This is a genomic window from Lacticaseibacillus salsurae (genome assembly GCF_045862175.1).
Taxonomy (GTDB): domain Bacteria; phylum Bacillota; class Bacilli; order Lactobacillales; family Lactobacillaceae; genus Lacticaseibacillus; species Lacticaseibacillus salsurae.
Genome location: NZ_BAAFZI010000001.1, coordinates 197,030 through 219,021 on the forward strand (window position 1 = coordinate 197,030; position 21,992 = coordinate 219,021).

20 protein-coding genes are annotated in these 21,992 nt (G+C 49.4%); 1 reads left to right on the forward strand and 19 read right to left on the reverse strand.

The window, feature by feature from the left end; genetic code table 11:
- Positions 1-203: 203 nt before the first annotated feature.
- From ACKTSG_RS00955 to ACKTSG_RS01045, 19 genes are all read right to left on the reverse strand, one after another.
- Complete coding sequence (locus ACKTSG_RS00955) at positions 204-1,913, reverse strand: proline--tRNA ligase (protein ID WP_407891053.1); 1,710 nt, start codon at positions 1,911-1,913, stop codon at positions 204-206.
- Positions 1,914-1,941: 28 nt separating this feature from the next.
- Positions 1,942-3,183, reverse strand: a complete 1,242-nt coding sequence (gene rseP, locus ACKTSG_RS00960) for an RIP metalloprotease RseP (RefSeq protein WP_407891055.1) — start codon at positions 3,181-3,183, stop codon at positions 1,942-1,944.
- A gap of 13 nt (positions 3,184-3,196) precedes the next feature.
- Positions 3,197-3,985 carry a phosphatidate cytidylyltransferase gene (locus tag ACKTSG_RS00965; protein WP_407891057.1) on the reverse strand — a complete coding sequence of 263 codons (789 nt, stop codon included), beginning with the start codon at positions 3,983-3,985 and terminating at the stop codon, positions 3,197-3,199.
- 40 nt (positions 3,986-4,025) lie between these two features.
- Complete coding sequence (gene uppS, locus ACKTSG_RS00970) at positions 4,026-4,781, reverse strand: undecaprenyl pyrophosphate synthase (protein ID WP_407891159.1); 756 nt, start codon at positions 4,779-4,781, stop codon at positions 4,026-4,028.
- A gap of 135 nt (positions 4,782-4,916) precedes the next feature.
- Complete coding sequence (locus ACKTSG_RS00975; RefSeq protein ID WP_407891059.1) at positions 4,917-5,072, reverse strand: hypothetical protein; 156 nt, start codon at positions 5,070-5,072, stop codon at positions 4,917-4,919.
- 49 nt (positions 5,073-5,121) lie between these two features.
- Positions 5,122-6,276: a non-hydrolyzing UDP-N-acetylglucosamine 2-epimerase gene (gene wecB, locus ACKTSG_RS00980; RefSeq protein ID WP_407891060.1), complete on the reverse strand. Its 1,155-nt coding sequence runs from the start codon at positions 6,274-6,276 to the stop codon at positions 5,122-5,124.
- A gap of 9 nt (positions 6,277-6,285) precedes the next feature.
- Positions 6,286-7,128: a GGDEF domain-containing protein gene (locus ACKTSG_RS00985; protein WP_407891062.1), complete on the reverse strand. Its 843-nt coding sequence runs from the start codon at positions 7,126-7,128 to the stop codon at positions 6,286-6,288.
- On the reverse strand, positions 7,121-9,121 hold the full coding sequence (locus ACKTSG_RS00990) for a cellulose biosynthesis cyclic di-GMP-binding regulatory protein BcsB (protein WP_407891064.1): 2,001 nt from the start codon (positions 9,119-9,121) through the stop codon (positions 7,121-7,123). The genes ACKTSG_RS00985 and ACKTSG_RS00990 overlap by 8 nt, the downstream gene beginning before the upstream one ends.
- A gap of 16 nt (positions 9,122-9,137) precedes the next feature.
- Entirely contained in the window at positions 9,138-10,391 is a 1,254-nt protein-coding gene (locus ACKTSG_RS00995; RefSeq protein ID WP_407891066.1) for a glycosyltransferase family 2 protein, read from the reverse strand.
- Positions 10,392-10,395: 4 nt separating this feature from the next.
- On the reverse strand, positions 10,396-11,946 hold the full coding sequence (locus ACKTSG_RS01000; RefSeq protein WP_407891068.1) for a hypothetical protein: 1,551 nt from the start codon (positions 11,944-11,946) through the stop codon (positions 10,396-10,398).
- Positions 11,939-13,435, reverse strand: coding sequence for a glycan biosynthesis hexose transferase WsfD (wsfD, locus tag ACKTSG_RS01005; RefSeq protein WP_407891070.1), 1,497 nt, complete (start codon positions 13,433-13,435; stop codon positions 11,939-11,941). Before wsfD ends, ACKTSG_RS01000 begins: the two co-directional genes overlap by 8 nt.
- Entirely contained in the window at positions 13,428-14,492 is a 1,065-nt protein-coding gene (locus ACKTSG_RS01010; protein ID WP_407891072.1) for a glycosyl hydrolase family 8, read from the reverse strand. The genes wsfD and ACKTSG_RS01010 overlap by 8 nt, the downstream gene beginning before the upstream one ends.
- A 357-nt stretch (positions 14,493-14,849) precedes the next feature.
- Positions 14,850-15,407, reverse strand: coding sequence for a ribosome recycling factor (gene frr, locus ACKTSG_RS01015; protein ID WP_407891074.1), 558 nt, complete (start codon positions 15,405-15,407; stop codon positions 14,850-14,852).
- A 2-nt stretch (positions 15,408-15,409) separates the two neighbouring features.
- Entirely contained in the window at positions 15,410-16,129 is a 720-nt protein-coding gene (gene pyrH, locus ACKTSG_RS01020; protein WP_407891076.1) for a UMP kinase, read from the reverse strand.
- 70 nt (positions 16,130-16,199) lie between these two features.
- On the reverse strand, positions 16,200-16,895 hold the full coding sequence (locus ACKTSG_RS01025) for a ribonuclease H1 domain-containing protein (RefSeq protein WP_407891078.1): 696 nt from the start codon (positions 16,893-16,895) through the stop codon (positions 16,200-16,202).
- Positions 16,896-16,978: 83 nt separating this feature from the next.
- Positions 16,979-17,851 (reverse strand): translation elongation factor Ts, encoded by an 873-nt coding sequence (tsf, locus tag ACKTSG_RS01030; protein WP_407891080.1) that lies wholly within the window; start codon positions 17,849-17,851, stop codon positions 16,979-16,981.
- 176 nt (positions 17,852-18,027) lie between these two features.
- Positions 18,028-18,804, reverse strand: coding sequence for a 30S ribosomal protein S2 (gene rpsB / locus ACKTSG_RS01035; RefSeq protein WP_054714795.1), 777 nt, complete (start codon positions 18,802-18,804; stop codon positions 18,028-18,030).
- Between the two features lie 147 nt (positions 18,805-18,951).
- Positions 18,952-19,236 carry a GIY-YIG nuclease family protein gene (locus tag ACKTSG_RS01040; protein ID WP_407891082.1) on the reverse strand — a complete coding sequence of 95 codons (285 nt, stop codon included), beginning with the start codon at positions 19,234-19,236 and terminating at the stop codon, positions 18,952-18,954.
- Positions 19,211-19,960, reverse strand: a complete 750-nt coding sequence (locus ACKTSG_RS01045; RefSeq protein WP_407891161.1) for a tRNA1(Val) (adenine(37)-N6)-methyltransferase — start codon at positions 19,958-19,960, stop codon at positions 19,211-19,213. Before ACKTSG_RS01045 ends, ACKTSG_RS01040 begins: the two co-directional genes overlap by 26 nt.
- A 145-nt stretch (positions 19,961-20,105) precedes the next feature.
- Here ACKTSG_RS01045 and ACKTSG_RS01050 point away from each other — a divergent pair, with 145 nt between their 5' ends.
- A complete protein-coding gene (locus ACKTSG_RS01050) occupies positions 20,106-21,992 on the forward strand; it encodes a helix-turn-helix domain-containing protein (protein WP_407891084.1) in 1,887 nt (628 codons plus the stop codon).

Sequence of the window (21,992 nt, forward strand, 5' to 3'; positions counted from 1 at the left end):
CTAGCTTAACTGTTTTTTTGTGTGGTCACAAGCGTTCTTGAAGTGACAATTGCGTGAAAAAATTCGCCGCAATTAAAGCGAGAGCCTACTGTCACGCCATCATCAAGCCCAGACACACAAAACGCCTTTGCCCAGCGATCCAAAGAAAGATCAAGGGACAAAAGCGCTTCGAGATTGCCTGAAACGAAATCAGTTTCTGGCCATTAATTCAATTGGTCGAGCAAAATATGCAAGGAGTTGATCAGTTCGGCTTGCTTGACTTCAAGCGTTTCGCCGGTTTTGCGCAACTTCAATTCGACGATATCGTCTTCAGCCTTTTTACCCACAGTGATGCGGATCGGCAAACCGATCAGATCAGAATCGGCAAACTTAACGCCAGCGCGTTCATTGCGATCATCCAACAACACTTGGTACCCAGCTGCTTGCAGATCATTGGTAATGGCTTCGGCTAAGTCTTTTTGTTCGGCTTTTTTCACATTGACTGGGATCACATGCACGTCAAATGGCGCAATATTCTTTGGCCATACCAAGCCGTGTTCGTCAGCTTGTTGTTCGGCGACAGCAGACAATAAACGTGACACCCCGATACCATAAGACCCCATGATGATCGGTTGGGCGCGGCCGTTTTCATCTAAGAAATCAGCCCCCATGGCTTTGGAATAGCGCGTCCCTAACTTGAAAATGTGGCCGATCTCAATGCCGCGAGTGAAATGCAAGACGCCTTGGCCATCTGGTGACACTTCGCCTTCAGTCACAAAGCGGATGTCTGCAAATTGTGCTGGCGTAAAGTCACGATCCAAGTTGACATTGACCAAGTGCTTGCCTTCAGCGTTAGCACCGGCAACTAGGTTGGCTAAGCCTTTCAAGGAGTTATCTGCGATCACTTGCACGTCGTCATCAACGCCAACAGGGCCAACGTTGCCAATGGCACAATGCATCGCTGCTTGCACTTGTTCTGGGGTGGCCATATCTAAGAAATCGGCGCCTAACAAGTTCTTCAACTTGACATCGTTGACTTCATAATCGCCGCGAACCAAGGCCAATACCGGCTTTTCATCAGCGATGAATAGCACGGATTTGATCAGTTGCGTCGCCGGCACGTTGAGCTTGGCGCTCACTTCGTCGATGGTTTTAGCAGCACCAGTTTCAACTGTTTCCAAAGGCTTCGCTTCGGCATGGCTCGGTTGAGGCATCACCATGCTGGTGGCCATTTCCAAGTTGGCGGCATAATCTGACGCATCGGAGTACACAATGGTATCTTCGCCAATTGGCGCAACTGCAGAGAATTCTTTGGAATCTTTGCCACCCATGGCACCACCGTCACCGATGATCGTCCGGAAATCTAAGCCCACCCGGTTGAAAATGTTGGTGTAGGCCTTTTCCATTTGCTTGTAAACCACATCCAGATCCGCTTCAGTCGCCGTAAATGAATAGGCATCTTTCATAATAAATTCGCGGCCACGCAACACGCCATAACGCGGGCGATCTTCATCACGGAACTTGGATTGGATCTGGTATAACACCAAAGGCATTTTTTTATAAGAGTTCACCGCATTTTTTACCGTATCGGTAAAGGTTTCTTCATGCGTTGGCCCTAAGATAAAGTCGCGGTTATGGCGATCTTTAAACTTAAATAAATTGGGTCCGTAAGTTTCATAACGGCCGGATTGTTCCCAAAGTTCTGCCGGTAAAATGCTTGGCATACGCATTTTAACCGCATCGATTTTTTGCATTTCATCATCGATAATGTTGTCGATGTTTTGCAAAACGCGTTCTGCCAATGGCAAGTATGCATAGACCCCAGCTGATACCTGGCGCACAAAGCCAGAGCGGATCATCATTTTGTGGGACAGCGCCACTGCGTCAGTCGGTGCTTCTTTAACTGTGGGGATAAACATGCGAGATTGTTTCAAGGATTTGCCTCCAAATTAGTTTGCCAGCTTAAAACTGGCGCAAAATATCATTGATCGTGACTGCCACTAACAGCAGCACCATCAACCCAGCACCGATCATGGTCACGATGCCTTCTTTGTCACGTGAAAGCGGCTTGCGGCGAATGATCTCAACGAAATTCAATAAGATCTTGCCACCGTCTAGCACAGGGATCGGGATCAGGTTCATGATCCCTAAGTTCAAGGACAGATACGCCAAGAAAAATACCAGCGAATTGATCCCTCCTGCTGCCGCCGAGCTGGTCATGGTATAAATACCCACTGGTCCAGCCAACTTATTCAACGAGAAATGCCCGGTGATCAACGACTTCAACACGGTCAAGATCCGCGTCGCCAACGACCAACTTTGCGTAAACCCATATGGGATCGCGGCTTTAGCAGACTTATCCATATAAGTGGTCACGCCGATCAACCCTTTTTTGGTGGGGGTGATCGTCAAGTGTTTGGTGGTACCTTGTTGTTTGGCCACCACCGTCAGCGGGCCGCCTTTATGTTTGGTGACGGCTTGTTGCAAGTCTTCAAAACTGCTGATGGGGGTCTTGTTGATGGTTTGGATCTTGGCGCCGCTGACCAACCCAGCACGCGCGGCAGGCGAGCCTGCTTGCACGTCACCGATTTGATTGGTGTTCAGTTGTGGCACCCCAGCCAAAAAGCCGACCAAAATAAACGCTAAAATCGCCAAAATGAAATTATTCATCGGACCAGCGAAATTCACCAATAACCGCTTCAACACTGGCGCATTTTGAAATTGGACGTCATTGGGCGCGATCACGACTTCAGTGCCGTCAGCTTCAATGATCGTGGCATCATGGTCCACTGACCAAGTCTTTAACGTCGTGTCGTCGCCGTATTCATAACCAGAGATCGTCAGCGCTTCTCGCAGATCCAAATGATCCACTTGCACTGCGATACCGCCGGATAAAGTGACTTTATTGGAAGTGTTGATGCGCGTGACCACACCCGCATCATTCAAGGTCAACGTCAACTGAGTGCCTGGTTTGATGTCGTCTTCTTCATCTTGCCAGCCAGCCATGCGGACGTAGCCGCCTAATGGCAACAAACGCAAGGTGTATGTCGTGTTATTTTTGCGCCACGCGACTAATTTGGGTCCCATGCCGATCGAAAATTCCCGCACTAAAATGCCAGAGCGTTTGGCAAACCAATAATGGCCAAACTCATGCACCAACACCAAAATGACGAAAACAACGATAAATGCCAGGATGGTCGTCATAGTGCCCTCCAAATTAAACGATCCCCAATAAATGCAACATGGGGAAAACCAACAACATCGAATCGAACCGATCCAAGATCCCGCCGTGACCTGGCAAGATCTTACCAGAATCTTTCACGCCATAATACCGCTTCAAAGCCGATTCGACGAGATCGCCGAGTTGCCCGACCACAGACAAGAACAAAGCGATGGCCATCATCGTCCAAAAGCCATAAAATTGGGGGAAGAAATGTAAGTAGATCGCCGCAAAAATCAAGGCGACGACATTGCCGCCAATAGAACCTTCCCAAGTTTTGTTCGGGGAAATGGCAGGCCATAATTTATGTTTGCCAAGCTTGCGCCCGACCATATAAGCGCCAGAATCCGTCAACCAAACGATCAACATCGCAAACAGCAACGTATCCAACCCAGCACCATTGCGCACGGTGATCAAGTTGTGAAAACCCGTCCCGATGTAAAACAAGGCTAACGTTGAAACTGCCACATCATCAAAACTGGTGCGGTTTTTAGTGGCCACTGTTACCAGTAGCAAGCACGCCACGGCCAAGTAGATCAGATCCAACCGGCCAAGATGTGCTGGCAACCACTTGAAGTAGCTATCTGGAAATACCACCAGCAACACCCCGATGCCTGCAAACAAGAAATCTGCTGACATAATGATGCGTTTTCTCATGATGAACACTTCAGACAAAGCCACTAGGGCCAAGGCGGCAGCGGCGACTTCAATCCAAATGCCCCCAGCCACAAGAATTGGGATAAAAATGATCAGCGCGACAACCGCGGTGATAACACGTTGTTTCATAAAATTACATGCCTCCATATGATCCGCTTGGGACCCAGGTTTATTTGGATAAGCCACCAAAACGCCGATCGCGACTTTGATAGTCAGCGATCGCTTGCTTCAAGGTAGCTTCGGTAAAGTCCGGCCACAAAGTATCGGTAAAAACCATTTCCGAATACGCCAGTTGCCACAACAAGAAATTGGAGATCCGCTCTTCGCCGCTGGTGCGAATCAGCAAATCAGGATCAGCCAACTGGCCAAGACCGGCAGTCATCAAATGCGCACTGACGGTATCGGCAGTGATCTCAGCTGGGTCGATGTGCCCAGCTTGCGCCAAAGTGGCAACTTGTTGGAACGCTTGCACGATCTCGTCACGGCCGCCATAATTCAGCGCAAAATTTAAGATCAAACCGGTGTTTTGCGCCGTATCCGCCACTGCATCAGCGGCGGCTTTGCGGGTATGCGCAGGCAAAGCATCAAGCTCGCCCATCACGCGTACTTGCACATTTTCTTTGATCAATTCCGGTACGAAGGTGTTAAAGAAATCGACTGGCAGCTTCATTAAGTAGTTCACTTCACTGTCTGGGCGTTTCCAATTCTCCGTGGAAAAAGCATACAAGGTCAAGACTTTGATGCCAAGATGACTGGCAGCTTTGGTAATGGTTTTAACCACTTCCATGCCTTGTTTATGCCCAGCGATGCGCGGTAAGAAGCGCTTTTTCGCCCAGCGACCATTACCATCCATGATAATGGCGACATGTTGTGGGATCCGTGCGGGATCAAGTTCTGGCAGGTTTGGTTTTGCCAACAGATGGATGCCTCCTTATACGGCGTTAGCCATTCTTACTGATTGTAGCAGAAAAACCCCACCGCTTGTAGCTTCCACCTAAAAATTCATGCCAGATGTCGTTTGTCGGCAAAATAAAAACGGTTCGGACCAAGATCCCAACCGCTAATGTAATGCCATTAATAGGCCCAACGCCACAAAAGCCACGCCTAAACCGATTTGGACAAACCGTAACTTGGATTTGGCAAACTTCCCGCGAGTGCTGGTGCCTAACAAAAACGCGCCAATGGCAAGCGCTGCTAACTCAATGATCGATGCCATGTTGACCCTCTTTTCATAACGGTAATTATCCGCTTTCTCAAAACTTGGGTCAAGCCTTAGCAGCCACTGAAAATTCTGCTGGCGGCGGCATCGTCGGATCAAAATAACTTTGGATGGCTTGCAAGATCCGTTCAGTGGCATGACCATCCCCGTAAGGATTTGGCGCTTGCGCCATGGCTTGATAAGCCTTAGGGTCAGTCAACAAAGTCATCATCGCGGCTTTGACGCGGTTAGGATCAGTGCCAACTAACTTCAACGTGCCTGCTTTCACCCCTTCTGGCCGCTCAGTGGTATCGCGTAACACCAACACCGGCTTGCCTAAAGCCGGTGCTTCTTCTTGCACCCCACCAGAATCAGTCATGATGAAATAACTGCGCGCAGCCAAATTATGAAAATCCACCACATCCAATGGCGCGATCAAATGGATCCGTGGATCATCTCCAAAAATTGCCCGCGCTGCTTGTTGCACCACGGGATTTAAATGCACTGGGTAAACGATCTGCACATTTTCTTGGGCATCCACCACTTGCTTCATGGCTTCAAATACCCGCCGCATCGGCTCGCCTTGATTTTCACGGCGATGCATCGTCACTAAGATCATGCGCTGGTTGACATCAAGTTGGGTCAACACCGCATGATGATAATGCGGGTCAACGGTTTGCTTTAACGCATCAATGGCTGTATTGCCCGTCACAAAAATGTGCGCATCTTGGTGGTGTTCTTGCAACAGGTTCGCTTTGGTTGCCGGCGTCGGCGCAAAATATAGGTCTGCTAGATCATCGGTCATTTGCCGATTCATTTCTTCTGGAAACGGGCTGTATTTTTGCCACGTGCGCAACCCTGCTTCAACATGTCCGATCGGCAATTGATGATAAAAAGCCGACAGCGCCGCCGCTAGCGTCGTGGTGGTATCACCATGCACCAAGACGATATCTGGTCGCACTTGTGCCATGATCGGGGCAAGTTTGGTCAACACCTTGGCCGTCAGCCCATCCAAAGTTTGCTTGGGTTGCATCACATTCAGATCATAGTCTGGCTGGATTCCAAAGATTGCTAACACTTGATCCAGCATTTGCCGATGTTGCGCAGTCACCACGCACGTTGATTCAAACGCTGCGCGTTGTTGCAGGGCCAGCACCACTGGCGCCATTTTAATGGCTTCAGGGCGCGTGCCAAAAACTGTCATCACGTGAATTTTTTTCATGAAGACGCCTCACACATCATATTCCAGTTCCTTGAGTCCGGCATTCATCATGTCGGTGGCGGTTTGCATTTTTTGGGGATCCCATTGCACCACACTGAGCTTTAAGCGCAGATCCACATCGCCTAACGTCTTGGAAGCAACCAACTGCTTTTCGAAAAATTCGCGGATCCGATCTGCGGCGATTTGCGCCCCATCAGCGTCAGAATACAACAACACCGCCCAAGTCGGGTCTTGCGAATTTAAAATATAGGTGATGTCATTATCGCGGGTGGCCGCTTTTAATGTGTCTAACGTCACCGTGATCAATTCATCGATCCGCTCAGCACCAAGCATTTGTTTGAGATCATTGAAATAGCGGATCTTGATGATCACAGTCGCCACCGGTATCTTAAAGCGCGTTCCAGTTTCGACATACACGGCAGCATCTTCCAAATATGCCACCGTGGTGCGCAAATTGGTTTGGCGATCAAACGCCCCGTGTTCCACCATGTTTTCGCGCAGTTGCACATTGTCTGCTTGGATCTGGCGTAAACGTTGCGTTACGCCATTGAAAGTCAGACACAATAACGCTGGCAACAGCAACCAAAAGCCTAACACCACCGGCACCGTATGCCCCGCCAAATGCAAATACACCATATAAAAACTTTGGGCGAAAATAAATACCAGATTGCCGCCAAGCCCAACGATCAAACCAAAGAAATACGTCATTAGCAGTAACAACAAAGTCACGGCCAAATCGATCATGTTGATCAGCACATGGCCAGTCAACATCATGCCCACGGCCATCACTGCGATCAAAAAAACCCCGGCGATCAAATACAAGTCACTGCGAAAATTTTGGCGATCACTCATGCCTTGGCCCTCCTTTGACGAGATTCTTGCGGATAGTTAAAAATACCGCCAAAATGATCAAGGCTACCGCGACAAACGCCCCGATCAAATAGCCGATCAATTGCGCATTCTTGTTGATCACTTGTTTGGCACTAGGATGTGCATGAAGCGCGGCGACTTTCTTGAAGCGGTAACTATAGTGCTGATCGTCAGGATCGACCACGATCGCATCGCCTGAATATTGCGAGATCGCCGCTTGTGTGGCAATTTGCGTCGAACCCAGTTGGGTCGCTTCTGGCGTCGCGCCAGTCACCACCAGCAGTGCTTTTTGGTCATTGGCTGGTGAGCGCAACAATTGCGCAGTGCCAATGGTTTGCCCATAAGCTTTTTCGATGGACAATTTTTCATTACTTAAAAAGCCTGAGCGATCACGGCGATATTTGAAGTAAAGTTGTGGATTCAACTGATCGATGAAGGCATTGGCTTTTGGCGTCCCAAATGCCACGACTGAAGCCGACTGCATTTGAGTTTTGCTAGGCGCCAAATGCGTCACAGCCAAGTGGCCGGTATTGCTTTTGGCGTAATTGCCAAACAAGTTGCCAATATTAGTCAGGGTTTGATAATCTGCCGCAGTCAGCGTTTTGGGCCGGACCAGCAATACGTTGGCATAACTTTCATTGTGAATGAAGGTGCTGGGAAAATTATTGAACAGGAGTTGCTTTTGCGTGGTCGATTGAATATCCGCTTCAGAACTGGCGTCGATCACCGCCCAAGGTGTTTGTGTGTTGTCACTGCTACCCGCCATAGCCAAATCAAAATCCACGCTCACAGTAAACGTATTACCAAGCGCTTGGCCTTTAGGTAAGGTCACCGTCATCGTGTCTGCATCGGCATGTTGTTGGCTGAGTGGTTGACTGCCGATTTTTCGCCCATTGACAGTGACGGTGGCTAAGGCTTGCTTGAAGTCCAGGTTTTTGGCATAACTGAAGCGCAAGCGGATCTTTGAGCCGTTGGCATTGGTACGATCATTAGGCAAACTGACAAAAAACGTGGCACTGTGATGCCCTGCCCCAGTCACAGTGGTATCTGCGCTGGCTAATTGATAGTGGCCTTGATATTGCAACACTGACGTAAATACTTGGGTTTGAGCGTCGATCGGCGCCACGCGGCTGCGGGTCTCTTGCATCAATTCTTGATTGGCCACAAAGCGAGCCGCTTGTTTCAACAAACTGTTAGTTCTGGCAGTGACGATCAAATAATGGGTATGGCCGTTGGTGTAAGTGACCAATTGCGCTTTTTCACTAGCCAAGTGCACCTGATTTCGCAATGCTTGAGGTAAATGCGCATAAGTGGCGACGACCAGCTGGTAATCGGTTTCCCCGTTGGTGGTCAATGGCAACTTGGTATCAGTGGTGGTGATCACCCGCGCGATCCCGCCTAGTGCATACATCGCCGCCGTCAGTTCGCCATCGCTGGCAACTTTGGGCACCACGATGCTGGCGCGATGATTGGCAATGGTATCCATCCCGGTAAAATGCGCATAAAACGACTGCATCGTTTGATCGGCTTCTTTCAAGTCGTATTGAAAGTTCACATTCGCGCCAGCCTCGATCGTCAACCAGTTGGCTGGTGTTTGCGGCAGTGAATTCTGGTTGTTGTTGATCACTTGACCATAGATCGTCAAATGATTGGTACCTTGCAACAGCTTCAGCGGCAAATCGATTTGCTTTGTTTGCAAACCAGTGGCCGCACTAGGCCGAAATGAGTCGAATTTGACCCCGTTAAGTGCCAAAGTCAGATCCGAAGTTTGCCGCGCAGCCAACTGCGAAAGCTGAAAATTCAAACTCAACGTGGCTTTTTTCACGGACCAATAATCTTCTTTGCTGAAATAAAGATCAGTTTGCACCGATTTGCCAGTTAAGGTCGTGGTCGGATTTTGGAAGATCTCAGTATAAGACTGTGTGGCTGCATGCACTGGCGTTGGCGCCAGCAGGATCAGCAAAAAGCAGACCAAACCCAGCCACCAGCAGTTATTGATAGCGTTTAGTTTTATACCATTTGGCTTGTTGATGAAAGACTTGTTCACGGATATACCCCACCATTCCATGTGCAGCTACTGCGAGCCACAACTGACTATAAACGATATACATGCCGATGATCACCAGCACATTACTCAAGCGCATTTCCGATTTTTCCGTGGTGATGGTCAAATAGGTGCTGACGATAAAAATCAAAATGGCAGCCAGCCACAAATTATTCGAAAATCCTTGGAGGCTCGAATGCACCACCCCGGCAACGGATAACACAAACACAGTATCAGACAAGATCAAGCTGGTCAGGAGCAAAAAGTAGATCGACAAAAAGTAGATCAAATCAAAACGAATATGCCTGCCGGCTTTGGTGAAGAGTTTGCCGGCATTTTTCAACACCACATAAATGTTGCCTTTGACCCAACGCGTGCGCTGATGAAACCACACGTCCAAAGTTTGTGGCTCTTGTTCCCAAGTGACGGCTAGTGGCTGAAACCCGATTTGAAACCCACGACGATACACTTGAAACGAGATCTCGGTGTCTTCAGACAACGCTTTGACATCCCAGCCGCCGATTTCTTCCAATAACTGACGACGGATCACATAATTGGTGCCTGGGATCGTGGTTAAATGAAACAGCTGCTGGCGACCAGCTTGGGCCATCCATTGAAACGACAAGGTCTCAACATTGATAAAGCGCGTTAAGATGGTGGCGTCTTTGTTGCGGGTACGGAACTTGCCGATCACCGCGCCACATTTGGGATGGTTCATCAGTTCTGCCACCAAATAACGCAACGCCGGATGTTCTGGGGTGTTATCGGCATCATAAATGGCAATAAGCGACCCTTTGGCTTGCTTCAAACCAATATTTAAAGCGTTGGATTTACCTTTGCCACCATTGGTTTGATCGGTATTGATCACGGTTAAATTGCGATCGGGATGCACTTGTTGCAGGTTTTTCAATAGATCTGCAGAATTGTCGCTGGAATTGTCGTTAATGACAATGATTTCATAGCGATCATGTGGATAATCAAACGTCAATAGCGCCTGGACGGTTTTGACGATCACAATGCCTTCGTTGTGTGCTGGCACCATGATCGACACAAACGGCGGCTGATCAGGCAACACTGGTGCCGGTCGATGGACCCAACGCAAGTAATAAATGTAGCCGGCGATGGTCAACACCACATTCACGATCAAAATCGCCCAAATGGAAAAAATCGCAATAAACAAACAATAATCTAATAGCGACACGTGCTCACCGCCTTTTATACATGCGTAAGTAAACTTGACGCCCAATGATCAACATGACTGCCATCACCGCGATGGTGACGGCAAAAAACGCCCACATGACTTTGCTTTGTCCCGCAAAGAATTTATTCATCCAAGACTGCGGCGTTTTTTCAAGCTTCAGTGCAGACGGCGTGTGATAAGACCCAGTAGCGCGACGGCCGTTGACCAAATACACGCTACTTTGATACGCCAAGTCAAGCATCCCCACTTGATACGTGGTGGTAAGCGTTTTGGGATCGCGCCAAGTTTGATCAAAAGCTTGAACATGCCGCTTGAAATTCTCAAAAGCTGTTTGCGAGTTTGGCATCAAAAACCACACGGCTAATGGCAAGCGTGTGTTGATCTGTGCGGTACTTAGGCGCGCGCCGTAGCGTGACGTCATCAAACTCGTCGCCGATACTGTGGCAAAAGCCAACTTTGGTGAAGTCGCTTGATCATCTTCGTCGGCAAACGTTTCGAATTTGGGGTTAGGCAACAAAACCGTTGTATCTGCGCCTGCCAAGGCTTGCTTGCGATACAGCTGATCATCGCGCCAATAAGTCGGTGAACTGACGCCGACTGGAAACACATGCCGCTGTGCCAACGCGGTCAAGGTATTGGTCATATCTGTTTGCAAAATTTTGGTGCCGACTAGCCCATTGCCTACTGCTGGCGTTTGCAAGAAAATCACGCCACCGGCTGCCATCACATGGCGCAAAGCTTTGGTATAACTGGCAAACGCGGCCAGTTCTGTGTTGCGGGCAACTGACGTGGCAGATACCGCAAACGCGATATTGTGAGCCGCCAAGTAATCACTGACTTGCGTTAATAACTTGAGATTCGAATATGGCGTGACATCTGTCAGCAAAAATAGCGGGGCTTGCAGACTTTTGGCGCCAAATAATCGGGCGATCACCTCTGCGCCGACTAACTCACTTTGACCACTGCCATCAAAATAAGGCAAATAGCCGTGATGCGCGACCATGGTGGCATAAGGATAAGTTTGGGCATTGCCTTGGATCTGCAGCGTCCCGATATTGACCGCAGACGTTGGCGTTTGAGTCAACACCCAAACCGGCGTGGTGTAAGGCAATAACTGCGCGCCAGCGGTATTTGGCCAAGTGGCGATCAGCTGCCGGCGATACAACGGCGTGGCCTTGGCTTGTAGGGCTGCCAGCTCGTCTGGCTGCAAATTGCCGCCAACATGTAGCGTCACGCCGCTAAAGTGTTGCCGATCGCGGGTGAGAGCGGCATTTTGCAAGTGTTGATCATCCCAATTGATCATGGTCACCACGCCTTGATAAGCCTTTAACTCCCCACGTTGATAGCTGGCTAAGCTTTGCGTATGCACCTGCATCCCAGCCGCTAATAAAAGTTGTTGCAACTGGGTGATGCGCGTCGCTTTTTGCTCAGGCACGACTTTGCTGTCATACACCAACAAGACTTTCGCGTCGGCACTGGCAAAAACCGGTTGCGGCGCAAACACCATCCAGCCCACCACAAGCATCAAGGCCAACAGCCAATTCCTTTTACGCATCGAATTGCTCCTTTCGCCAAGCGTGCCACAAGCGCCCATTGAGACTGTCAGCGATCAAAATCGTGAACAACAAATACAAACTGACTGGCACGTTAAACAAATGTTTTGCCAGATCCGCTGCCCCATCGCCAATGATCGATACAATAGGCACAAATACCACGATCGAAAGCAATCCCAACACCAATGCCAAACGCATCGGCCCTTCTTTTTCGCCGGTTTTCCAATCGGCAAACGCGCCGACCATAAACACCATGATCAGCGTCACCGCCAACATCAACCCAAACGCATAACGTTTGGGGTAAAAAGTTTGTCCAAGCTTGGTCACTGTGGTGTTGTGATGCATTTGCTGCTTTGGCTTGACGCCTTGGCTTTTGGTATAGTCGCCAACCATGGTCGGTTGCACGATCATTTGGTTTTTGGCAGCGACATCAAGCATCGCCACGCCTTGGGTGGGATGTTTGAGATAATACATCACGATCCAGCTGGTACTGAGTTTCTTGAGCAAGTGGTTCTTGGTGTAAAAAGCACTTGGCAATACCGCCGCGGTGCCAGGTGGATTGTAAGCGTCACCGCGCATCAAAGCATACTGACCATTGAGGCCAGCTTGTTGGATATTGCCAGTGGGATGCGAATTTTCCAACAAGACGCCGTTGGTGAAAGATTGATACAGGTTGATGTCATTGAAATCTTTTGAGATCAATGCAAACGTGAGCACGCCGCTTGCGGCCACGACACTTATGCCGATCAGCAAATACGGCCAGCGTTTGCGCACCGCAGGATACGCCAGTAAGCCTAAAGTCACCACCATAAACGATAACGCGATCGGGGCATTTTGCTGCTTGTTGGTGATGAAAACCAACACATTGAGGAAATACCCAATCACCCACAACTTGCGATGCTTAGGCATGCGCGCGATAAACAGCCACGCAGCAGTCGCATTAAGCAAGGCAATGTAGCCACCAGGTTCGGCAAAAAACGAATTGAAATACAGCGTAAAGCCGGCATCGGCAAACACCAATACCACCATGATTGCGATCAAATAACTGCGAAAACGCCGTAGCGGCGTCGTCAATGCTGTTGTCAATAACCAAATGGTGCCTAAAAACAGCGTGAAATACACCAACCCCATAAATCGCAGATCAAACACGGTGCGGCTATAAAACAGCCGGTTCAGCCACAAGGCCAGTTGAATAAATAGCGCTTGTGAGCTGTAGACTTGCGTTTGGTTTTCATTGAAGTACTGCATGATGTGGTAATGCGGCGCCACATAATTGAAGTAATCACTGCGATTTGATGCGGCAAAAGGATAAATGCCATTAGGCAAAATCGCGCGCCAAAAGTCCCCATTATCGGCATACCCGTGAATCGGGCTGATAAACAGCATTGGGGCCACCAAAATCACGGTCAACCCCACTGCCAACCAGGCTGGCGATACATGTTTGACCCACCATTGCCAAAATCGCCAGCTTAAATTTTTGCGCTTACTCATGCGCTTGCCTCCTCAGATCTGCGGCTAATAGCACATTTAAATTATTATAGGAGAAGGCTTTGCCCGTTTTGGCATCACCAAATCCGCCTTTAAGCGGCCCTGATTTGAGCTGTTGCGCCCAAATCAATGCCATGGTTTGATCATAATGGCGACGGTCATGGATGGTCGCAAAGATCTGCGCCACTAGCGCCCAGTTGGCCACTGAACGATCAGCATCAACGATCGCACCAGTGGTGGTCATGGCGTTAGGCAAGTCTTGTTTTTGGACGCGCTGGATCAGCCAGGCTTTGGTGGTGGCTTTTAAGTGACCGACACGGGCAAGTTGTAACACAGTTTCTAGCGCTTCAGACGTATTCAAATGCTGGCTTGAATACGCCACGTCATGCCAGTTGTAGCTAGCGGCATAAAGCGGAAAGGCATCACCTAAATACCCGTGTTGGACCACGGCAAGCAACTGACGATAAGCTTTGGTGTTGCCTCCTAAATAACGTAACGTTTGTAGATCAACATAAGCCAAGCTGACTTGGCCGCTGGCTTGATGATGCCGCACATCATAAAAATCACGCAGTTGGCCATTTGGTAAGCATCCTTTGGCCCAATTGGCATAAAGCGTTGCCACGGCTTTTTGGTAACGGGTCGACGCAGTGGCTTGATCATAAGCAATCAATGCGCGCATGATCCGCAAGTCATCAGCAGAGGCATTCACCGCACTGCGTTGGTCGCTTGGCCGCGACAGGCGATAAGCAAAATTTTGGCCGTTGTACAATTTGGCTTTACCTGCCGCATAAAATTGCCGAAATGCCGCATATTGTTTGATTTGCACCAAATGCAACAACCACAAGCCCATAGACTCAGCCAAATAATCTGCTCCAGAGGCGTCGTCAGCCCCGACTTTGGCCCCACCTAAGCTGGTCAACACCCCAGCATGTTGCACAAAATTGTGGTCGACAAAAGCCGCCAGCTGTTGCGACTGGAAATTCTCAGCCGTACTGGTGGTCACAAAATCTTGCGGTGGGGTCGTCGGCACTTTCACTTCAGCGCGCTGACATCCTGTCAACAAAATCACACCAAGCGTTATCATCAGTCTTAAGACACATCGCATCATGTCCTCCCAAACTGTCAAGTCACCAAGCCTTCATCTGCCTTTAGTATAACATAATTGCGCCAAAATGCCTTGTAACCTGTTTGTCATTTAGCTGAAGGTGACGCTACAATTGCCGATATTTCGCTGAAAATGTCGCTGAAATCACAGCAGAAAACACCCTTCCATAAGAAATTTAATAACGTTTTTTAGCTTGATGCCTATTTGCTTTCACCCGCTATCATGTCACGTTGACGCGTTGTGACCACGACAACCTTTCCCAAAACAACAAAAAAGCCCACGCATCGTTTGCGTGAGCCCAAATTGAAAGCCTTAGCCTTCAGTGATTTCTTTTTCTTTGTCGCTGGCGATTTTTTCGATGTTTTTAGCCGCATCATCGATCACCTTTTGAATGTCTTTTTCAAAGCGATGCAAGTCGTCTTCTGTGATCTCGCCGGCTTTTTCTTGCTTTTTAAGCTTGTCTAACGCTTCGCGGCGAACATTGCGCGTGGCGATCTTGGCTTCTTCAGCATATTTGCCGACTTCTTTGGCCAATTCTTGACGGCGTTCGCCAGTCAATTGCGGGATCACCAAACGAATGGCGCTACCGTCATTGGCTGGGTTGATGCCAAGGTCTGACATGTTGATGGCCGCTTCGATTTCTTTTAACGCCGATTTGTCATATGGGGTCACCATCAAAACGCGTGGTTCTGGAATCGTGATGGCAGCCATTTGGTTCAATGGCGTCATCACCCCATAATATTCCACTTCAATGCGGTTCAATAACCCAGCGTTTGCTCGGCCGGCACGAATGCCGCCAAGCTCGCGTTGCAAAGCCTCCGCAGACTTTTGCATGTTGGCTTTAGCAGCTTCAATCACTTCATTAGCCAAAATTATTTCCCTCCTCGAATCGTAGTCCCAATGTTTTCGCCTTCAACGACGCGACGAATGTTGTCAGCTTCGTTCAAGTTGAACACGACCAACGGAATGTCATTGTCCATCGACAACGTGCTTGCGGTCGAATCCATGACGTTCAAGCCTTTGTTGATGATGTCCAAATGCGTCAGGGAATCAAACTTGGTGGCAGTGCTGACTTTGTTAGGATCAGCGTCATACACACCATCGACGCCATTTTTGGCCATTAAGATCACATCCGCGTTGATTTCTGCAGCCCGTAATGCGGCGGTGGTGTCAGTGGAGAAATAAGGATTGCCAGTCCCACCAGCAAAAATCACGACGCGGCCTTTTTCAAGGTGGCGCACGGCTTTGCGGCGGATATAAGGTTCAGCGATCTGGCGCATTTCGATCGAAGTTTGGACCCGTGTTGGGACGCCGATGCTTTCCAAGCTATCTTGTAAAGCCAGCCCGTTCATCACCGTTGCTAACATCCCCATATAATCAGCTTGGGCACGTTCCATCCCCATTTCCGCGCCGGTTTCCCCACGCCAAATGTTGCCGCCGCCGCAGACGATGGCGATTTCAACGCCAAGATCATGCACCGCTTTGATCTCCTTGGCGATATCGGCGATCACTGGTGGCTTGATGCCAAACCCAGCTTTGCCTGCCAGTGCTTCGCCACTCACTTTGAGGACGATTCGTTTATATTTAACCATTGTCACGATTCCCTTCGTATTTACTGATAATAGTTTACCATAATATTCGCTTTGACGCGCAGTTAACGGCTCAACGCAAGCCCAAAGTTTTTTTCACCAATAGATCCACTTCAATGTTGCGATCGATCGGGTGCGCGGCATCATGCGAGTGCACTTTATAAAAGGCCAAGTGGATGGTCCCGGCTTGTGCCAAAATAAACTGCCGATAAGCGATGGCCGCTTTAGACTTGGCTTGCCAATGCCCCAAAGCCCATTCATGCACCCCTAAATAATCGGCATAGATCGCTAAGCTGCTTTTGTGATGGGCTTTGGCCCAAACGATCGCCGCTTTTACCGCGGTGACTTCGCCGATCACTTGATGCGAGTCATCATTGGGGTCTGCTGGCAAGGCTTTGGCCAAATGCGTGGTCGTGATCTGGCCATTCAGGTTTTCGATCATCACCACGCCATAAGCATACTGACGCGTGGTTTTGTTGTACGAGCCATCGGTAAACGCGATGGCTTCATCGGCTTGTAGTTTGGCAATATGGGCATTGATGGTCGCATTATCGCCAACGACTGTGTAACCCAAAGCTGATGGCGCCGCTTTGGTATGCGCGGGCCGGCTGAGGGCTTGACCACCCATGAACGCTTGGGCTTCAGCTGCTGACGTGAAGCTTTTATATTGGGCGCCGGAAAAGCCAGAGACTTGCTTTTTGGCCGCATCCCACGTCCGATAGATCCCAGTTTGTCGTCCAGCGCGAACGGCATAATATTTGCTTGGCATCGTCGTCCTCCAATTTCATTGCCTGAAGGGTCACAACTTCAAAAAAAGACGCCGCAAAATGCGACGCCTAAGTTGAACTGAAATTACTTCATTTGTTCGGCAACTTCTGCAGCAAAGTCGTTGGCTTTCTTTTCGATGCCTTCACCGACTTCAAAACGAACAAAGCCTTTGACTGTTGCGTTTTTGCTCTTGGCAAATTCTGCAACTGTCTTGTCGGAATCCTTAACGAATTCTTGGTCAACTAATGAGATCTCAGACAACCACTTGTTGACGCGGCCTTCAACGATGCGAGGGATGATTTTTTCTGGCTTGCCTTCACCTTTAGTTTCTTCAGTGAAAAGGTCAGTTTGATGTTGCAATTCATCAGCTGGCACTTGGCTACGATCCAAGTATTGTGGGTTGATGGCAGCCACGTGCATCGCGATGTCACGGGCAGCAGCTTCGTCGCCACCTTCAAGGGTAACTAATGCAGCGATTTGGCCACCGTTATGCAAGTAGGCACCAAAGTGGTCGCCATCATTTTTTTCAGCGATCTCAAAGCGACGCAAGGAGATCTTTTCGCCAATGACTGCAGTTAAGGCTTTGGCTGCTTCGTCAATGGTTTGGCCATCAAGGTCTAAGGCCAATGCCGCGTCAAGGTCAGCTGGTTTGTTAGCAGCGATGGTTTTGGCTACGGCAGTCACATAATCCGTGAACTTGTCGTTGGAAGCCACAAAGTCAGTTTCAGCGTTGACTTCAATGATGGCAGCGGTGTTGCCGTCAACAGCGATTTCAGCTAAGCCTTCAGCCGCAATGTTACCAGCTTTTTTAGCGGCTTTTGCCAAACCTTTTTCGCGTAAAACGTCGATGGCTTTGTCCATGTCACCATCAGCGGCAACTAAGGCCTTTTTAGCATCCATCATGCCGACTTGAGTCCGGTCGCGCAGTTCTTTGACTTGTTTTGCGGTAATAGCCATGAATCTTGTCCTCCTAAGGATAATTAAGTTTTAGATTGCGGCAAGCCACGCTGATCGATAAGCACCAGTCAGTGTCGCTTTGTCATCAAAACAAGCACCGCCTGCAAATCTTGCAGTAGCGAGATAACAGACCGTGCTTGTTTTGTCGAGTTCAGTGAACTCTGGAATTTATAGAATTACTTGTTGTCGCCTTCAACAGCTTCAACAATGTCTTCGATGGAGTCAACAGGCGCAGCTGCTGCTTGTTGGTCTTCAGCGTCTTCTTGGTCTTCGCCTTGGTTACCTTCGATAACAGCATCAGCCATTTTCGCGGTGATCAAACGAACGGCACGAATGGCGTCATCGTTAGAAGGAATGATCACGTCGATGTCATCAGGGTCAGTGTTGGTATCAACCATGGCAACGATCGGAATGTTCAACTTTTGGGCTTCGGAAACGGCGATCTTTTCCTTGCGAGGATCAACGATAAAGATCACATCTGGGATGCGAGGCATATCTTCGATACCGCCAAGGAACTTGGTCAGCTTTTCTTCTTGCTTCTTGAGTAAGGAAACTTCCTTCTTAGGCAACTTGTCGAAAGTGCCGTCAGTGGCCATCTTCTTGATGTCTTTAAGACGCTTGATCCGAGTTTGGATGGTGTTCCAGTTGGTCAAGGTCCCACCAAGCCAACGATGGTTAACATAGTATTGACCAGCGCGGGTCGCTTCTTCAGCGATGGCATCTTGGGCTTGCTTCTTAGTGCCGACGAATAAGAATACGCCGCCTTGAGCAGCTTCATCTTTAACGAAGTTGTAAGCATCGTCGATCATCTTAACGGTCTTTTGCAGATCGATGATGTAGATACCGTTACGTTCAGTGAAGATGAATGGCTTCATCTTTGGGTTCCAACGACGGGTTTGGTGACCGAAGTGGACACCCGCTTCAAGCAGTTGCTTCATGCTTAATACAGACATAATAGTCCTCCTAAAGGTTTTGTTCCTCTTGCCGTATCATTTCCGCCTCGACTCATTTTGAGCACCAAGATTTGGATCCGCGGCAATGTGGATTGTGTGTTCTCACACTCAAAATATCATACGCCAAGTACGCGCCCTTGACAAGCCTTACCATGGAATTTTATGCGCAGTCAAAAATGCTTCCTTCGCCGCACGAGATTGATGTTTGAAATGCCACTCTGCCGAAAGCGCCTCATGCTTGGTGGTAAAGCCTTCAAAATACAGCAATCGCACCGGTCGGCGGGATTTGGTGTACTTCGCCCCGCGGCCCGCATTATGGGTGGCCACGCGCGCGTTGACGTCATTGGTGAACCCGCCGTAAAACGTCCCATCAGCACATTCTAATATGTAGAAAAAATATTGCGCCTCAGCCACGATCGGCCTCTTTTCCATATAAAGCCGCCGCCACTTGCGGTGAATATTGCCCATTTTGATCATACACCACGATCGGAGGCAAAATGCGAATACCATCAGGCTTACCGGCTTTGACGGCTTCGATCAACACCATGTTGGCTTCCCGATCGGCTTTAGGGTGGATAAAGCGAATGCGCTTTGGCGCCAGCTTGGCCGCATTTAACGTTTGCAACAACTCTGCCAAGCGATCTGGTCGGTGCACGAAAAAGGCTTTGCCTTGGTATTTCAACAGTTCACTGGCGGTTTTTGCCACGATTGCAAAGGTAGTGGTCAATTCATGCCGCGCCAGCGCCAAATGGTCATTGGGATTGGTCACATGTCCTGGATCCAGCTTGAAATATGGCGGATTGCAAGTCACCACATCCACTGAATCTTTTGGTACCACTTGGGTTGTGTCTTTGAGATCGAGTTGATGGACATCCACATGGGTGAAGTGATTCAACGCCACAGAACGCTTGGCCATATCTGCCAAGCGCGGTTGCAATTCGATCATGGTCACTTGATTATCAGTGCGCGGTGCCACAAATAACCCCACGGCCCCATTGCCTGCTGCCAGATCGACCACGCGAGAATGTTTTTTGATCACTGCAAAGTCAGCCAATAACACGGCATCCAAAGAAAACGCAAAAACTTCCTTTGATTGAATGATCTTGACGCCAGCAGCTTGTAGTTGATCGATCCGCTCATCATCATGCACACTGATCACCTCCTTGAATTTCTCAGTACTGCCAGTATAGCATTGCCGCAGGGAGCATGAAAACCTGACTGCCTTTGTCCAAATCAATTGCACAAGGGCAAACGCTTTGGTAAAATGCTTGCGGTCAAAGCTTATTTTGGGAGGGTCGCAAATGAAGCCAACGAACATTGGGGCGTTTGTGCGCCAAGTGCGCAAAGATCGTCACTTATCACTAGATGACGCCGTGGTGGACGCAGGATGTTCAGCCGCTTCTTTGTCACGCTTTGAACGCGATCAAAGTGACTTGAGCTTAGCCAGCATGCGCCAGATCTTACACAACATTCAACTGACTTATTACGATCTGGAACATTTTCAAGAGCAACGCCAAGACAACTTGGCGCGCTTGGCCTACTTTTTGTTCATCGCCCAAGATCTGGCCAACTTGTCACATTGGACCAGCAATTTTCGCCAAGCGCATCGGCAACACGCTGACAAACCGTCGATCCAATTTGCCCAATTGGTCTTGACCTCAACTTTGCGTCAAAATGCTGACCACACCCCACTGACCACTGATGCTGAACAGCTGATGAGTGATTTCTTGCAGCCGTTTGCGGGTTGGCGTTTGTCAGTGCATACCTTGGCGATCGCCGCTGGGTTGACCAACGCGTCGCATGAGTTATTGGCCACGATCACTGAGCGTTTGGTCGCTTATAGCCAACGCTTCAATGCCCAAAATATTGGCGAGGCCGTCGTCGGTGCCGCAGATCTGGCGCATTTGGCGATCCATTTGCTGGCTCACCGCGAAACGAAACTGCTCAACCAACTGTACCCAGCGCTTTGCCACTACCAAACCTTGCGTCAAGCCCATAAAGATATGGGCACCATCGAAGCTGAAGCCGTACATGCCGCGCCGCTGGTGATGTTTGTTGGCATGGCTGACGCTTGGGTGGTGCACCAAGACCCCAGTGCCGCAAAGCAGATCGCGGGGTTATGCGCGCAACTTGACGCGCTAGAGTGCACTGATCTTGCTGGCTACTTGCGGCGTTGTTGGGCGATGATCCAATCTGGGCGCACCACTTGGCACAATCACGCTTTACGGGCTGAGGATCGCCAGTTGCAAACCGATCAATGGCGCTTTGATGGGGCCACGATCGCGCAGATCCGCCAACTTTATCACTTACAGTTGGCAGATGTGGCCTTGGATTGGACCACCGCCACGCAATCGCGGTTTGAAACTGGCAAAACGCAACTAGGCTTTCGTGCCGTGTTGACGTTAAGTAACACGTTGTTGCTAGACGCGCGGTTATTATACGAGAATTATTTTAGCGACATGCAAGTGCAACTGTTTCAAACTTTCAATCAACAACTTGGCCCAGCCAAAGTCGTCACCCCACAAACTGTCACCAACGCCTTACAAACGGCGTTGGCGCAAGCACCGAAACAGCCAGCTGGCCGTTATTTGATGGTGCAAGGGTCACTGACGGCACGAGCGGCGATGCATTTGGTCAATCAAGGGATGACTTGGGCGCAAGTCGCTGATTTCTTTGATGAGAAAACCACTGCCGAGGCAGTGATGAACGGATTTTGCAGCATCAAACACTTACAAGTTTCTGATCTGGCATTGTTGATCAATTGCTCAAGTTTGCTCAACGCCCAACAACAGATCACCGCTTGGCAGTGGTTGAAAGCCCACGCAGATTTCGACCTGCAACACACGCGCTTAGCCGCGATTTTGGCAGGTGAAGTGATGTATGCTTGCGGCATGCAAGCAGATGTCGACGCGATCAAAACGCTGAACCCAGAATTTGAGCCGTTATGGGTCAACCGGGTATGGCCTTCTTCAACTGTTGCGTCCAGTGGCGCGCATTTGATCGCCAAAGCCTATTTGCATCCCGAAAACGCCACCCAAATTTGGGCCACGATCAATGAAAATGCGCAAACCATGGTGACATTCGCTCAACCCAAACCAGAAACCGAATTTTGGATCGGGAATATGTTCCAATCGGTGGTTCAAGATATTCAACCGGTGTATCAAGCCTGGTTGGCCAAACGCGCCTAA

What these genes read in the sequence shown, in the direction of transcription:
- ACKTSG_RS00965 (WP_407891057.1), bottom strand. Translation starts at nt 3,985, where the DNA reads ATGAAACAACGTGTTATCACCGCGGTTGTCGCGCTGATCATTTTTATC.
- ACKTSG_RS01050 (WP_407891084.1), top strand. Translation starts at nt 20,106, where the DNA reads ATGAAGCCAACGAACATTGGGGCGTTTGTGCGCCAAGTGCGCAAAGAT.
- rseP (WP_407891055.1), bottom strand. Translation starts at nt 3,183, where the DNA reads ATGACGACCATCCTGGCATTTATCGTTGTTTTCGTCATTTTGGTGTTG.
- ACKTSG_RS00975 (WP_407891059.1), bottom strand. Translation starts at nt 5,072, where the DNA reads ATGGCATCGATCATTGAGTTAGCAGCGCTTGCCATTGGCGCGTTTTTG.
- pyrH (WP_407891076.1), bottom strand. Translation starts at nt 16,129, where the DNA reads ATGGTTAAATATAAACGAATCGTCCTCAAAGTGAGTGGCGAAGCACTG.
- rpsB (WP_054714795.1), bottom strand. Translation starts at nt 18,804, where the DNA reads ATGTCTGTATTAAGCATGAAGCAACTGCTTGAAGCGGGTGTCCACTTC.
- wecB (WP_407891060.1), bottom strand. Translation starts at nt 6,276, where the DNA reads ATGAAAAAAATTCACGTGATGACAGTTTTTGGCACGCGCCCTGAAGCC.
- ACKTSG_RS00985 (WP_407891062.1), bottom strand. Translation starts at nt 7,128, where the DNA reads ATGAGTGATCGCCAAAATTTTCGCAGTGACTTGTATTTGATCGCCGGG.
- ACKTSG_RS01025 (WP_407891078.1), bottom strand. Translation starts at nt 16,895, where the DNA reads ATGCCAAGCAAATATTATGCCGTTCGCGCTGGACGACAAACTGGGATC.
- ACKTSG_RS01040 (WP_407891082.1), bottom strand. Translation starts at nt 19,236, where the DNA reads ATGGAAAAGAGGCCGATCGTGGCTGAGGCGCAATATTTTTTCTACATA.
- ACKTSG_RS01000 (WP_407891068.1), bottom strand. Translation starts at nt 11,946, where the DNA reads ATGCGTAAAAGGAATTGGCTGTTGGCCTTGATGCTTGTGGTGGGCTGG.
- tsf (WP_407891080.1), bottom strand. Translation starts at nt 17,851, where the DNA reads ATGGCTATTACCGCAAAACAAGTCAAAGAACTGCGCGACCGGACTCAA.
- wsfD (WP_407891070.1), bottom strand. Translation starts at nt 13,435, where the DNA reads ATGAGTAAGCGCAAAAATTTAAGCTGGCGATTTTGGCAATGGTGGGTC.